The organism is Rheinheimera sp. (genome assembly GCF_036568245.1).
Classification (GTDB): Bacteria; Pseudomonadota; Gammaproteobacteria; order Enterobacterales; family Alteromonadaceae; genus Alishewanella.
The window spans coordinates 1-15,315 of sequence record NZ_DATCSY010000143.1; the positions used below are offsets into that span (position 1 = coordinate 1).

The following is a 15,315-nucleotide window of genomic DNA, read 5'->3' on the forward strand; positions in this document are numbered from 1 at the left end:
CTGTGTATCAGGCAAAAACTCCGGTTTCCAATAGATATTAACGTGGCCGGTAAAAGTCTTATAGTCAAAAAAATCAAACTCGTTTTCATACGAGCGCTGACGTACATAATTGACATCAAAACCTATTGCCAGGTTGGAATCCACTGGCCGGTAAAGTACTTCACCGCCAATACCACCAAACATCGTCTCCAGATAACCGCCATAAGCCTGAGCGTATACATCAGGCAACAGCTGATCTTGCCACTGCAGATACAGGTTTTCCATCGACAACACACTACCGGTAACATATTCACGCATGTAAGTTCGAACGCGTGGCAACGGTGTCTGCTGCGCATCAACGGTGTAATTAAACTTATCAAAGTTCTCCAGCAAGGTTACTTTTGCGGTACCGTTTAACATCAGGTTATTTGTCAGTCGGTAACCGGCGTTGGCGAATATACCGCCTTGGTACATATAAAAAGCTTCCGGATTACCAAACGTCTGGATCCAGAACAATTCAGAGCCGGCAAAGAAGCCAGTTTGCGACGGCAAGGCACTGTAATCGAGTGTCTGCTGCTCTGGAGCCTGGCGCACGTAGGTAGATTTCACCTCGTGCTGCAACGAGTCATAACGTGCTGCAGCAATAAATTGCTCTGCTTCAATCACGGTTTCAACCAGTGGCAGGTTGCCGCCGTAATTCACAACCCGATAACGCTTAATATGTGCCGGAACTTCGGTTGCCAGCACCCGTCCAATGCGCTCAATGGCTTCATCGTGATCGCGGTAGGCCAGCTGCTGACCATAAATCACAAATTCGTCATCGGTCATATGGGCTGTTTGTAAAGCAAAACCGGCCTCATGCAATAACGCTTTTGGCAATGCATCACGGTCAGTGATCTCAGTTTGGCTAATTTGTTCTGGTATCACGCGCATTGCGGGCTTAACTTTGTACTGGCTGACACTGTGTAAATTCATTTTATAGTGCACGCCGAAACCCAGCGTATTACCGCGCTGATAGTTCAGATCAAAGTCAAAATTACCCCACTGATAAACCGCACCAAAATTCCAGCTGGAGTCCTGTACCAAGGGGCCGGCAAAATCCTGCTGGTAATCGTTACCCTCATACTCAAGTTTTAACCGCAGCGGCTGCCACGGCGTCTGGTACTCAACACCACCGAATATCGACGCAGGTCCTTTAAAAAACTGATCATAATCAATTTTCCCGCCCCGGCCGTTATACCCTTCCGGTCGTTGGCAAAAGCTGTCTTTTAACTCACAGAACGGGTTCGTAATGTTACCGCTCTGTCCAAGGTAGCCCCAGCCAATCCCCAAATGAAAATCAAAGTTCTGCCACTTCTTACTTAACGTGACAAACTCGCTTTCAAATAAACCTGTGCCACCAAAATCACGAATGCCCAGAGAAACCTGTGGCAGGTAGGTTGATTCCTGCAGCAGGCGGAATTTGACATCGATGCCCTTGTCTTTATAGGTTTGATCACCACTGAAGTTTGGATCATCACTGTACAGGCGATTTCGCACATCTGTGTAGCGCACTGTTGATTCCATCCAGTCGAACAGCTGAATGCTGACCGACCACAGCCTGTACTCTTCATTGTCGGTATAGTTCATCGACAAATTGCCGGCGGGTGCCATGCGTGCCGTTGGCGTTTGAATAAGCCCAACCCCACCGTGCGCCATCTGAGAAACGCCAGCCGGGCTTTGCTGCCAACGGCTACCTTCAGCAGCGTGCACTGCACAAGATGCCACTGCCAGTGTTATTAAAGATAAAGAAAAAGGGATACGAAACACTGTCATGGCAGGATCCTGTGAACAGCCAGTTGCTGCAGCAATGTATTTAACGTGGAAAAGCGCTGATCTAACATCGGCTCGGTAAATAATACCAGCAGCTGTGCGCCGGGCATGGCCTCGGTATTGCTGCGGTTAAAGTAGCTGATACCAGCCTTGATAATACGGCCATCAGGTTGCACTATTGCCAGCTGCTCACTATCAGCACCAGGCGTCATCTTTATGCTGGCAGTATAGGCCGCCACATCACTGGCCCCCAGATGTGGCACACTGACCTCACGCCTTACCGCCCCACCGACAAAAACTGTGTTCGGTCTGCGCTGCAATACCAGGCGGTAACTGCCAGTATCAAACCGCGGGTTAAGTGCCGGAACAACAGTCGCCGCATCATAATCCACGCGGATATTGACACGATCAGCTAATTGCCATTGGTTTACCTGAGCCTGCAATAACGCCAGACTATCCCGCAGCTGCGCATCGTCAGATTGCTGTGCCAGTTCAGTTGCCAGTGCCAGTAACTGCCGGCGCAGCTTTTCTGCCTGTTGCGTATCTGTGCGATATAGCGCCGCAGCCGGCCAGTACCACTGCTGTTGCAATGCATAGGGCTTTAAAACGTCTGCCAGACGGGGGTTATCACTGTAACTGCGCTGTTGCCCGTTTATATCAACGTTGACATCTGCCAGGCTTAATCCACTGCATAACATCAGGGCCAGCGCCGCAACTTTAGACTTACTCATCAGAACCTCCAACTGTTGCTGACGGCAATAAACGCGCAATCCGGCTGATATAGGTCATCTCAAACGGCTCTGCTACCGGCGAAAGTTGCTGCACACTTTTAATTAACGTGCCGCTGACACTGTCATACCAGAAACTGTTATGCCAGCTAGTATCCAAACGGACAAAGTTGCTGTCGCTGTCGTAGCTGAGTTGTTCAGTGATAAGTGTCGTGTTTAAACTCTGGCCAAAAAAAGATAATGGCTGATTAGCCTGCACCGTAAAACGGGATTTAATCAGATATCCGTACTCACCATTTTGCCAATCGGCCAGACGCAGCCATTCGCTGGCCGGGCTTATCGTTTTGTAATCGCGGATCTGATCATTCTGAGTATTGCTAAGATAAAGCAAGTCATTTTCGAAGCCGACAGTACGCACTACACGCCCCTGCTCCATAATCAGCAGAGCATTATCAGCCGACACCCATTTGTGCTGGCCACCCTCGAGGCGTAACAGTGCCATCGCAGCCACTGCGCGCTCGCCATGACGCACATAGAGCAAATCTGATGGTGCCGCTTTAACCTGCTGCAGGCTTAAATTGACATCATCATTGTTGCTAAAAGCAAGTTTCAGCGTATCAAGGTAAGAATGGTATGTACCGGCACAACCGGTAAGCGCCAGCAGTATACTGCCGCCAATAAGCTGTTTTATCGCTGTTTTCACAAATGAAGGCTCACTTTTCGCTATTAAACCGCTTTGCCCCGGGGCAGGCAAAACATGCAGCAATAAAAAAGCCGCCAGCAGGCGGCTTTTTAACACTGAATAACTTACTGTACGCTGGCTGCGTAAGTATAAGTTGCAGTTGCAGTAACAGAACCAGTGCCAGTTACAGTAGTACCAGTACAAACGCCATTAACCGGTGAACCGTCACCTGCGTTACACGTCGCATCAGGGCCTGGGCCAGGGCCAGTTACTGAAGAACCACGGTTGTTAGAGATGATAGCCGCAGCTACTGCTACGCCAACCACGCCAGCAGCTACAGTAGAAGTGGCAACACCACCGATAGTACCTTCACCGCCAGTAGCTTCCTGAGCGTTTACGTTAACAGCAAAAGCTAATGCTGCTGCAGCAACTAATAATTTTTTCATAACCATTCCTTTAAAATACGTTTTGCCAAAATTTATCCAAGACTATACCAAAATACAACCAAACATCAAGCACTAAATATTTAACTTCTGGTTGATAACTGCTTCAACCTGCTGCCAAAGCTGTTCGCTTTGCAGCTTCAACACTGCACGTTTTTCTGCAAGCTGCGGGTTATCGATATTGTTGATAGCCCATTGCAATTTTTGCAACAACTGCTCAGACGTTGTATCGGCAGACAGTAACGCTTCGCTCTGACCATACTCATCAAACAAACGTTCATACTTGTGGCTCCAGCTGGTACCCAGGCAAGGCACGCCCTGTGATAAGGCACTGACGCAGCCGTGAAACCTTGAGCAAATAACGGCTTTGCTGGCACCGATAATACCTTTAACTTTAAGCGGGTCGGCTTCATTTATTATTTCTATACTGCTGTCGTGCTGTTGCACCGACTGACAAATAGCGCCATCTGCATCACCTTCATGATTTAACAACACCGGCTCCAGCCCCAGTTGCCGGATAACCTTAACGGCACTGTGCAGCAGCGGCAGATAATGCGGTTGCCATTCAATGCGCTGGTTGCGTGCGCTTACCATATTGGCATTGGGTATGATTAATACTTTGCGCTGGCCTTCACTGTAATAAGCGGGCAATACGCCCTGCACCAGATTGGTAAAGTCGCCGAAGCGGACTAACTGGTCGATATCGCCGGTTAAATCACGCACATGCTGTAAACTACTCTGTTCCCGGGCACAAATTAGCGCGGCTAGCGGTAAGGCTTGTTTTAGTTGTTGCCGCTCAGCTGCACGGCTAAAAGGCCCAAGCGCCTGGGGCAGCAGAATATAGGGCTTTCCCATAGCCGCAAAATGGCGCAACTCAGCCGACAAAAATGCCGAGTTTGCCTGCGGCCACTGATCGCCATAGGCAAAGCCCGATGCATCAAGCACAACATCAATATCAGCCGCAAATACCAGGCCCAGATTATTGCGTAACCAGCGGCGCACCGGTTTTGGTATAAACCGGCTAAAGCGATTCAAATCAATACGGCCTTTTCGTAGCGGCACTCTTTGCAATGCCGCCAATCTGGCCCGGGCAACATAGGGGGAGTTAGGATTAGGTGCTAACACTAACTGGGCATTCGGCCAGTGCTGCTGCAGTTGTTGCAACACAGCATGTAACATCAGCTCGGCGCCTTTGTTGACGAACTGCACACCTTTAACTTCAATCAACATTCAGGATAAATCCTTAATCAATAGCTCAGCCGGCTTCTTCTGCGAGTAAGGCACGCCACCTTCTGGCATGGCGTAGCCGGTCGCCAGTAACATCACAGGGCGCTGCCAGTAATCCAGGCTAAGTTTCTGTGCCATTGCCCGCTCACGCTGTTCTACATCCGGCCAGTTTATCGGGCAACTTTGCAACCCTAAGCTTTCCAGCGCTAACATCAGCTGCATACTGGCAAGGGCCGCATCAATGTAGATCACATGCCGGTCGCGCTCTGCTTCATAGGCACTCAAATCCCCCACTACAACTATCAGACAGGGAATATTCTCGGCAAAACCCACTGTGCCCATGGCACAGCGGGCAATATCTGCGGCTTTTTCAGCATTATTAATCAGATAAAACTGATATGGCTGGCGGTTACAGGCTGTAGGGGCCAGCGCAGCTGCCTGAATAGCCTGCTGCAGCAGCTCGGTTTCAACCGGTTTTTGCTGATACCAACGCACAGACCGCCGGCGCTGAAATAGTGTAAGTAACTGCTGATAGCTGACCGGATTCTCCGGCAGCGTATTGTGAGCATAAGGTACTGCCGCTTTTGCGGTAGGTTCTGATGGCGCCACATGGCTGGAAGCCGTAAATTGGCTGCGGGCAGCCGCTATGACATTATTGTCCTGCACAACAGCAAAGTATTCGCTAAGCACATCGCTTGCCCATTTCAGTTCCTGAGCACACAGCCGGCCTTGCTTTAACGCGGCGTTGTAAGCCTCAACCGTTTCTATGATATAGGCCTCGGCAAACACCGCTTTGCGCGGGCGCATAATCAGCCCTTTTTCCAACCGGTGGATATTACGCCGCAGCGCCGCACTGCTATTGCCAGGCAAGTGTTTATGCTTTGCATACTGTAGCCGCCCCTGCAACACCGCTTTGTGTTCACGATAAAACTGCCGGCTAAATAAGGTGAAGTATAAAGAAGACAGCAAGCCATTACAGGCGCATAAACGTACCAGAGCCAGCCCTGCGATAGCAAAACAGTATTTTATGCGTTGGCGTAATGACACAGGCAACCAACTAACCAACATGGCTTTCATGCTTAGCGCACTCTTATTCTGTATTGGCGGCATAAAATATCATATAAACATCTGCCGCCGTTAATGTAAAAGTACAAGCTGTCATTCGCTACTTACTGTCGCCCTCTGGCGCACGGGCACGCAACAACTGCCATAACTGGCTGCGGGTACTACGTGCAAAAAACAAAAAGAAAAACGATGCATAGGCATAAGATATCAATGTGGCCCAGGCCGCCCCCGTAATACCCATAACAGGAATAAGCCATAAATTCAGGCCAATATTCAGCGCAGCCCCTATGCCATGACTTAGCAGCGATAATGGCTCTTGCTCGGTGATCAGTAAATGCTGGCTAATCAGGTAGCGAACAAACACAAAACAGCCCGCCCAGATATGAATACGCAGCACATCAATAGCACTGGCAAAGCCATCGCCAAATAACAGGCTGATTATCCAGGGCGCACTGACAGACATCACCAGCGCGATAGCCAGGGCAGAGGAGAAAAACAATATGGCGTAACGACGCAACTTCAGGTAATAAGGTGTCCAGCCCTGCTGGTGTGTTTTTATCATATCCGGGTAATAGCGTGCCGCCAGTGTTGCGGGAAACACATACCAAAGCTCAGACAGCCGACTGGCAGCAGCATAGATACCGGCCTGTTCAGTACCGGCCATAGCGCCGAGCATAACAATATCAATCTTCAGGTAAATAACCGACACTATGCCCGACAGCCACAACCAGGATGATCGTTTTAACAGCAGCTTCGCCTGAGTGGCATTAAACCAACGCGGGTGATACCCAGGCCAGCGGCCCTCACCCTCTTTATATGGCAAATGCTTATGGCGGTATAACCAGTACTGCGCCATGCCGACGATAAAAAACTCTATACCGGTTAACAATAACAAACTGGCGATGCCAAAGCCGCTATACAGCAGCGCCAGCTTACAGGCAAAACTCAGCAGAGAAATAGCAGATTTAGCGTAAGCACTGCTTCTGAACGTGCCCTGATAGTTAAGGTAAAACTCAAACAGCAAAAAACCAAAAAACATTTGCAGCAAAAATAACACTGGTATCGCTATCGCATTATTACCGCTTAGCATGGTGGGATAAAGTAAATAAAACGCCAGCAGCATTATGCCGCCACCCAGCAAACCGAATACCAGCCGCAGCGTTACGGCACTGTATAGCATGGTCATAGCGTCATGGCCGCTATCATGCTTTACCATTTGCCGTACAACGATATTATTAAGACCAAGGCTGGTAATAGGCACTAAAAACGCGCTCCAGGCCATAACAATAGAGTAAATACCTAACTCGCTGGCACCCAGTATCCGCGCGACAAAAATGGTAAGAATGGCCCCGGCGCCCAGCTTTACCAGTTTATCGCCCAGCATTGCCGTTGCCCGGGCATAGAAGAGTTTTTTAATCAGCGACACATATAGCCCATATTACTGAGTACTAAATAACTAAAATATGTAGATATTCAAGCTCATGACAGAACGTTAAATGAGTAACCGCTATACCGACTGTAGGTTTCGCTTAAGGTTCACAAATCTTTTTTTTAAGCTTCTCCAACTCAGCGTATAACAGCGCCTGATGTTGCAACAATCTTTCTATATCGGCTTTTTGTTGGATTTTATCCATGTCGGCCCTGACCATTTTCAAAAGCAAAAACAACACAGCGACAATTAAGGGCAACACGGGTGGATAGCCAATATTTAGTAAATGACCAATCCCGTCTGTTAGCTCAGGAAATACACCCAAGACAACAACAAAACACGCTATTGCAATCCAGCTGGAAGCATCTTTAGATACCAGCCTATCTCTTCTAATCATCCGGATAATAAAAATAAAAGCCAGTAGTCCAAGAAATGCTGAAATTAATCTGACGGTCATTTAGCAGTACTACCTAAGCGGGATTTCAAATCAATTTTCGCTACACAAAGTAAAAAAGTTGACAGCATATAGTCAAAAACCTTAAGCCATGAATAGAATATGCGTGATTTTCCATCGCTTCGCGATGACATAGGCACATCTATTTCCTTCAATTTAAAACCATTTTGATTTAACAGCATTAACACGCCAAGATCCTGAAACTCAAGTAAGCTGCTGCCGCGAGATAACATCAATTGCAAAGAAGCTGCGCTATAAACCCGCAAGCCAGATGTCAAATCAGTAACAGGCAGTCCTGAAACCTTACGAAGCACAGCCCATGCTACTTTTCGCGCTAACGAAACCCGTTGCGGGTTGCTACCGATCACAACCTCATAATCACTAGACACAGTTGCAAGCAATTGTCTAATGACTTCAGGGTGATGCTGACCATCTGCATCTATCGTTACAATATGTTCGTATCTGTTCTGGCATGCATATAAGAAGCCTGTTTGCATTGCTCTCCAGGCCCCCATGCAGCGCAAATGGCCAACCACAATTGCCCCACTCTCACTCGCTAATGCAGCGGTATTATCGGTACTTGCATCGTCAACTACCAGCACATCCGCAGACACTGCAGCCTTACTGCGGGAAACTATATCTGCAATAGTCTTTTGTTCATTATGCGCTGGAATAACAATTAGCAAAGAATGCATAACACCACTCAAAATTTTTGTCTCATTATACGGTATAACGCACAATTCTCACGACTTTTCGTTAAACACAGCTTCATATACTTGATTAAGCTGTCTGGATACCTGTTCTATTGAGAAATCAGCCATAAATCGTTTATGCGCCATACATCCAGCCTGTTGCAATAACTCAGACTGTTCTGACAATAACTTGAGCTGAACAGCCAAAACCTGGCTATCAGCCGCTGGCACCACCCAACCTGTCATATTGTGCTGCACCACCCAGCTCATGCCTGAGCCGGAAACATCGGTAACAATTGCCGGCTTCCCCTGGCGCGCTGCCTCTATAATCACCATACCAAAAGCTTCAGTACGCTCGATTGAGGGTAAACAGATACAGTCACACCATTGGTACCAATGCTGCAGCACTTCATCCGACACATTACCGGCAAAAATAATCTGATGTAACTTTAATGACCCGGCCTGTTGTCTCAACTCAGGTTCAAGCTCTCCTTTGCCCACCAGAACTACCTCTGTCCTGGTATTTTCAGGTAGCTGGGCCAACGCATCAAGCAGGTAACGGTGGCCCTTGTAATAAGAAAAACGTCCAACTACCAATACACGCAAAGGTGGTTTATGCTGCTCATCAACAGGAAAAGTTTGCTTAAATTGCCCGGATGGCAAACCAGAACGCAACTGTGGCAACCCTAAAGGAATAACAACACATTTGTGCTCAAACTGCTGGAGAGGTTGGCTGCTTTGCAGATATGCAGGCGAAGTGCAGATAATAGCCGCTGCCCGGCGCAGTACCCAGCGTTCAAATATCCGATATAGCGGGTATAGCAAACGAATAGCCAATCGAGGCTTGTCCCCAATCACATCTGAGTGCCAGTGCACTATCCAGGGAAGCTTGCGCGCAGAAGGTAATAACAAGGCCCAGAATACCGAAGTATTAGGCATATGCAAATGCAACATCGTAGGTTGTTCGCGCTGCAGTACTTTACGCAGTTCAACCCCAAACCAGGGGCTAACAGGTGCAAAGAATAAACTTCCAAAACAGCTGGCACGATACAGAGCAAAACCCTCTTTTTGCTCTGCGCAAAAAAAACCAGCAATATGCTGATGCACTAAAGCAGATACTGATATCCCTGCTTCCGATATGGCAGTTAATAAATGCGCCATAAAGCTTTCGATACCACCAAAGAATGGCGGAAAATACTTACCAATATGTAAAACTTTAATGGCCATTATCTCTATACCATCTGATGATTCGCTGAGACTACCAGTAATTTAAAATGTAAGTTTCTTAATCAGCGCAAAAACGCTAACAATATAATCTTCAGCCTGTTGCTCAGAACAACTCTCTGCATAACAACGCAGCTCCGGGGCATTACCGCTGGGTCTTAAATGAATAATATCACCGTTATTTAGAGTTAATCGCAAACCATCAGTGGTGTCGAGGCTTAACAAGGTTGCTTCAGCTACCACCTGCTGTAAAAACCGTTGCGGGTTGGCCGCGATCTGCGTCAGTAAATGTTGACTCCGCTCAGTGGAAAACTGTTGCAAACGATCACTCGCGGTGTATCGCGCTGGTAGGTCAGCATATAAGGATGACAAAGGTGCATCACCGGCCAACGCCAACACTGCCAATGTCGGTAATAGCGCATCACGGGTAGGCAAAGCTGCCAGTTGCTGGTTATTTAAACTAATTGATGAGCCCAACATAAAACCGCCATTGGCTTCAAAACCGGCAAAAGGGCTTGTTAGTTCATGAAACGCAGCAATAACAAAGGGTGAACCAATTCTGGTACGAACAACCTTTTCAAGAAAACCACTTTGTTCTATCGCGGTATTACAGCTTACCGGTACAGCCAATTGTTTTATACCCAGGTACTTAGCACACAATAGGCCTAAAATATCACCGCGAAACCAGTTACCCTGCTCATCTGCCAACAGTGGCCTGTCACCATCACCATCGGTGGAAAACAAAGCGTCCAGTTTGTATTCGGTGCACCACTGTCTGGCTCTGGTTTTATCCTCCGCGCTTACCGCTTCGGTATCGATAGGAACAAAAATATCAGACCTACCCAGCTCAACAACCTCAGCACCCAGAGCGTTAAAAACCTGACTATAACAATCCCGCCCGGCACTGGAATGCTGATAAATACCAATTCGTTTACCCGTTAAACAATGGCGCGGTAAAACTTGCAAAAATTGTTGCTGATAAAACTCTAGTGCAGCTGGGTTAGCAAGAAGTTCAGTCAAATCAGTCTCAACGGCATCCAAAGGTAAAGCATTAATAGGTTGCGCCAGCATTGCCTGCTCATCAGCTTTACTGATCTCGCCACTAAAGTTATAGAATTTTAAACCGTTGCGATCGAACGGAATATGACTACCTGTCACCATAATAGCAGGCATACCTTGATTAAGCGCATAAGCAGCCAAAGCCGGAGTGGGTAATACGCCCATAAAGTGAGGCTCAATACCCAGCGTCTCGAGAGTGGCAATAATATATTTTGCAATTAGCGGGCTACCGGGGCGCAAATCTATACCCACTGCAACGTCAGTAACCATTCTTTCTTGAGATAACACGCAAACAAACGCCTGAGTAAGCGCAGCAACAGCGGGAAGAGTAAAATCAGTTACTAAACCACGGGCACCACTGGTACCAAAGCGGATACCGTTAATAGTTGATAGCTCTGCTAAGTTAGCAACATAGTTCATTACTTTTAAACCCTATCTATTCAATCAACGATAAAAGAGTCACCGTTAACCTAATCTGCAAACATTGGTTAAACGAATCACAAAGTGCAAACAAAGCCAGGCCTTTCTCTGAGACTTCCTGAATATTTTCAATTGACAGTGTTACTTTGCAAAAAATATCTGAAAAATCGAGCTAAAAGCCTGATACAGCGCATGACCGGCTTCATAAGGAACCACTTGATTGGTGCTGAGCCAGTATGTTGCTTTACAACAGCGACAGACTCAGCATAATGCGCGTCCAAATTATTATTCGTTTTAGTATATTGGTGCATTCGATTTGCAGCAATAAACTCTCTCACATAACGCGGTTTGCCAAACAGCCGATACAAGCGAAACCACAAATCATAATCAAAAGCTAAGTTTAATTTGCTATCCACCCCATTAGCGGTCTGCCAATGCTGTCTGGGAATAAGCGTTGCAGGCTGGCATATAAAGCAGTAATTGCGTAGCAAAGTATAGTTAAATGCAAAACTCAGGTATGGGTTGCGTTTCTTTTTGTTTTGACTCACATTCCAGGCTCGTCCATACACAAATGAAGCTCCGGGATATTTTTCAGCTTCACTAACCAACCCGGATAGCATATCAGGATAAAAAAAGTCATCAGAATTTAACCAACAGACATAAGGGGCCTTCCCCTTAGCCACACCAAGGTTAATAGCGTTAGCCTGACCGCCATCTGGTTCTGATTGCCAATAATGCAAATAGGGCTCATATTTTTTTATAACTTGTAAACTTTCATCAGAAGAGCCGCCATCCATAATAATAAGCTCACAGTTAACTCTCTGAGCTAAAACACTTTTAATCGCATCCTCAAGAAAGTTTCCCTGATTAAAGGACGGTATAACAACAGTGACTTGCGCTGTCATACTAAGCACCTGTGTTCCTGCCAAAAAAAAGTTTCACCAACTTTCTATCTAACCATCCTGGCAACACCCTTCTAATCGCATCTTTAGTTTTTTGCGGAAAAACGCTTAGTATTCTTTGTAAAAAAGCCCTCTGAAGCAATTTAAAAGCAGATGGTTTAAATTCATCTGGATAATGTTCATAAAAGCGGCTTACGGTGCCAAAACTCGTTTTATGCGGTAATTTAAATTGATCAACCAGACCCAGCTGCTTTAGAACACTGAAGAAAGAGTGATAACTGGCCTCGACAGAAAAATGGGCTCTGGCAAAAACAGGGGCAAGAAACCGAATGTTTACTAATTTATGAGGATTATCTATCAGAAAGTTAATTCCATCTGCCAGAGACTGCGCATTATACCCGTTAAGCTTGTATCCTGTTATGCCATCAACAATAGAATCAGCCATACCTGTTTGGTTAAACCCTAAAGAAGGCGTCCCGCAAAACGCAGCTTCAACAAATACCTGTCCAAACGTCTCTTCTTTGCTGGGACCAATATACACATCAGCCGCATTTAGCGCTTTAGCAAGCTCACCGGGGTCATCAGTATAACCAAGTGTAATCACACGCACGCCATCAAGCTTCAAAGCGTTATCCACTCTGCCTATCAAAAGAACAACCAGCTTTTTATTGTCAAGGATAGATAACGCTTCTAACAATAGTGAACCACCTTTACGGGCATCCCCTAATGACGATGAACTAAATGCTATACAAAACTCATCTTTGGCGATGCCAAAGCCCAACCTGATTTCATCGCGCGCCAGGGGCTGAAATATGTTTGACGGAACACCGAGCCTGATTTGATTAACTGGCAGGGTTGTAACAGATTGAAAAATAGAATGTGCCCATTCAGAGTTGGCTAATACACTTAACTTATTGCTACTGTTAAGTAATTGCTTTTTCTGCATCCAGCAAAAATTAATTTTTTTACTATCAATAACAGGATACTGCTGTTGGGTTGGACAAGTGTCATTGCAACCCTCAATATATGCATGACAACTTTCAAAGTAAGCACAGCGCCCCGTTAACAGCCAAAAGTCATGTGTTAACCAAAAGCATGGATAGTTCAGTGACATTTGCTCAACTAAAGCAACAGACGCCGGCTCAACAGCATGAAGATTACCAAAAATTACGATATCGGGTTTGAAAGCTTTTATCGCTTGCTGAACATCAGGAAAGTGAGTTTTGCCACTGCTGGAGTCAGCCAGTTTGAAAGGTTTAACAATGTGACCAGCTAAATCAAAAGCCGCGGCTATGCGTTTATGCGCGATTCCGGCTCCATATAAAAAGCCAAGGTCATTCACCATGGCCACGCGCAAGCGGTTGCTCCAGTTAACCTCAGGCCTAGACAGCGTGATAGCATTTTCATTCAATGAAAATTGTTTGATCAACGCCGTTCTAACTTGCCTTAACTCATGTTTAAAAGCAGCTTCGTTAGCCGTTTTCTGCTCTGGATGCGCCCTAAAATGAACCAAAGGGCAACCAATAACCTGAATTTTAGCGTCAGCCTTTGCAAACCGGCACCACAGCTCATAGTCCATACTGTAAAACAGGTCTTCCCGAAGTTTACCACCAGCTTTTAACCACAAATCTTTGGTAAAAAAAACCTCAGGCTGATAAAAAAATTGGCCTGCATTCCAAGCATTATCCAAATCCAGTAACTCTGTTAAAGGTAAATTACCATTGCTACAAGACGTAAGATGACGATGCGATAGCTTTCCTTCCGAATAAACTTCACAAATACCGGCGACTAAATCTGCTTTTTTTTGCCTAAAGGTTAACGCAACGGCAAAAAGAGCATCGGGAGCTAACTGATCATCACTATTTAGCCAAGTCAGTATCTCGCCTGTCGCTAATGCAAAGCCTTTATTAATTGCATTACTTTGTCCGTTATCCGGCTCCGATATAAAAACCGTTAACTGCGCTTTATACTCCTGAATAACTTCGACGGAACCATCGGTAGAACCACCGTCAACAACAATATACTCCAGATTAGGGTAACGCTGTGATAAAACAGATTCAATCGTTTGTCTTACATATTTAGCCTGGTTGAACGATGGCGTGATAATGCTAATCTTTGGCCATAAACTACTTACATTTTTATCCAAATCCGGCGTATTAAACATTCTGCAACCTTGCCTTATTGCACACATCTTCAAGACGAATACAAAACTCATCAGCGTCAGAAAGGTGCCTGTTTAAAAAATCTACGACCTTAACATCTTTACTCTGTAAGCGCTGCTTAACTTCTGGAGTGAGACAATCAACAGTCAACCATTTATCATGGGAAACATTTTTCCTAAGCGGTACTTTTTCATATTTAAAAACACGATTAAACACACGATCAATATCAGAGGTGTCAAGCACTAACAAAGACTTTTGTTTCACCAATTTTTGCCAATTAGCCGTGTTCAAATTTCTGGCATAGATGTTTCCCATTGCCTGGAGATAAGCGTCGGAATTTGCTAATTTCACAGCAAACTGCTCAGTGTCGGCAAAGCCAGTCGTTAACTTAGACAACCACTCCCGACAAAATTGTATTTCAGGTTCAGTTAAAACCTCCCCGGCTTCATAGGCAACCAGGCGCCGAATAATCATGTTAATATTTGAAACATGAATGTCTATAGGATTTCTATAGGTCAAGAAACTCGTTGTGAAAAGCCCCTTAGCAATCAACAACGCAGAAAACTGAAGGCTATGATGAGCCCTCACCATTACAGGTAATTGAGTAGTGTTATAAAGCCTGCTTATTTGCCTGGCAAAAACCACAGGTAAAGCATCTACAGAGACAATGTCTACATGTTTATCATTAGCCAGTGTTTCACCCAAAGATGTCCCACCGGTTTTCGGTATATGCAAATAATTAAAAGCAACCCTTTTTGTTTCATTCAATACATGTTGCAACAACATCCATCGCTCAGCGAGAGATAGCTGCTCAATTTCAACAGTAATCTCTGTGTTTAATCCATCGCCTTTCTTTAAACCCTGAACAAGATGCTCAAGTCGCTTTTCACTGAATAACACATCTGAAGTTGTTGCGAACAACGAACTTTTCAAACCTGAAAGGAATTTCATATTTACTTCTTAAAATCAGCCCGCAGCCGTGGCTTTCAGTTTGTTCATAAAATCAATATAACTTTTTGATACCCTGGCAGTATCAC

14 protein-coding genes are annotated in these 15,315 nt (G+C 45.8%); all 14 read right to left on the reverse strand.

Going from position 1 to position 15,315, the window contains the following annotated elements:
• Positions 1–1,794, reverse strand: a 1,794-nt coding sequence (locus VIN66_RS06185; protein ID WP_331923155.1) for a YjbH domain-containing protein, incomplete at its 3' end; no start/stop codon positions are given.
• A complete protein-coding gene (locus tag VIN66_RS06190) occupies positions 1,791–2,522 on the reverse strand; it encodes a capsule biosynthesis GfcC family protein (RefSeq protein WP_331923156.1) in 732 nt (243 codons plus the stop codon). The genes VIN66_RS06185 and VIN66_RS06190, both read right to left, overlap by 4 nt.
• On the reverse strand, positions 2,515–3,318 hold the full coding sequence (locus tag VIN66_RS06195; protein WP_331923157.1) for a YjbF family lipoprotein: 804 nt from the start codon (positions 3,316–3,318) through the stop codon (positions 2,515–2,517). The genes VIN66_RS06190 and VIN66_RS06195 overlap by 8 nt, the downstream gene beginning before the upstream one ends.
• An 8-nt stretch (positions 3,319–3,326) precedes the next feature.
• Positions 3,327–3,647 (reverse strand): hypothetical protein, encoded by a 321-nt coding sequence (locus VIN66_RS06200; protein ID WP_331923158.1) that lies wholly within the window; start codon positions 3,645–3,647, stop codon positions 3,327–3,329.
• 72 nt (positions 3,648–3,719) lie between these two features.
• Positions 3,720–4,874, reverse strand: a complete 1,155-nt coding sequence (locus VIN66_RS06205; protein ID WP_331923159.1) for a polysaccharide pyruvyl transferase family protein — start codon at positions 4,872–4,874, stop codon at positions 3,720–3,722.
• Entirely contained in the window at positions 4,875–5,948 is a 1,074-nt protein-coding gene (locus VIN66_RS06210; RefSeq protein ID WP_331923160.1) for a nitroreductase family protein, read from the reverse strand. It lies immediately after the preceding gene.
• A gap of 88 nt (positions 5,949–6,036) precedes the next feature.
• Entirely contained in the window at positions 6,037–7,362 is a 1,326-nt protein-coding gene (locus VIN66_RS06215; RefSeq protein WP_331923161.1) for a flippase, read from the reverse strand.
• A gap of 103 nt (positions 7,363–7,465) precedes the next feature.
• A complete protein-coding gene (locus VIN66_RS06220) occupies positions 7,466–7,822 on the reverse strand; it encodes a DUF2304 domain-containing protein (RefSeq protein ID WP_331923162.1) in 357 nt (118 codons plus the stop codon).
• On the reverse strand, positions 7,819–8,514 hold the full coding sequence (locus VIN66_RS06225; protein WP_331923163.1) for a glycosyltransferase family 2 protein: 696 nt from the start codon (positions 8,512–8,514) through the stop codon (positions 7,819–7,821). Before VIN66_RS06225 ends, VIN66_RS06220 begins: the two co-directional genes overlap by 4 nt.
• Positions 8,515–8,562: 48 nt before the next feature.
• Positions 8,563–9,738: a glycosyltransferase gene (locus VIN66_RS06230; protein ID WP_331923164.1), complete on the reverse strand. Its 1,176-nt coding sequence runs from the start codon at positions 9,736–9,738 to the stop codon at positions 8,563–8,565.
• Between the two features lie 42 nt (positions 9,739–9,780).
• Positions 9,781–11,214, reverse strand: a complete 1,434-nt coding sequence (locus tag VIN66_RS06235) for a phosphomannomutase (RefSeq protein WP_331923165.1) — start codon at positions 11,212–11,214, stop codon at positions 9,781–9,783.
• A gap of 128 nt (positions 11,215–11,342) precedes the next feature.
• Positions 11,343–12,119 carry a glycosyltransferase family 2 protein gene (locus tag VIN66_RS06240; RefSeq protein ID WP_331923166.1) on the reverse strand — a complete coding sequence of 259 codons (777 nt, stop codon included), beginning with the start codon at positions 12,117–12,119 and terminating at the stop codon, positions 11,343–11,345.
• 1 nt (position 12,120) lies between these two features.
• Positions 12,121–14,280, reverse strand: a complete 2,160-nt coding sequence (locus tag VIN66_RS06245; protein WP_331923167.1) for a glycosyltransferase — start codon at positions 14,278–14,280, stop codon at positions 12,121–12,123.
• Complete coding sequence (locus VIN66_RS06250; protein WP_331923168.1) at positions 14,273–15,229, reverse strand: hypothetical protein; 957 nt, start codon at positions 15,227–15,229, stop codon at positions 14,273–14,275. The genes VIN66_RS06245 and VIN66_RS06250 overlap by 8 nt, the downstream gene beginning before the upstream one ends.
• Positions 15,230–15,315: the final 86 nt, after the last annotated feature.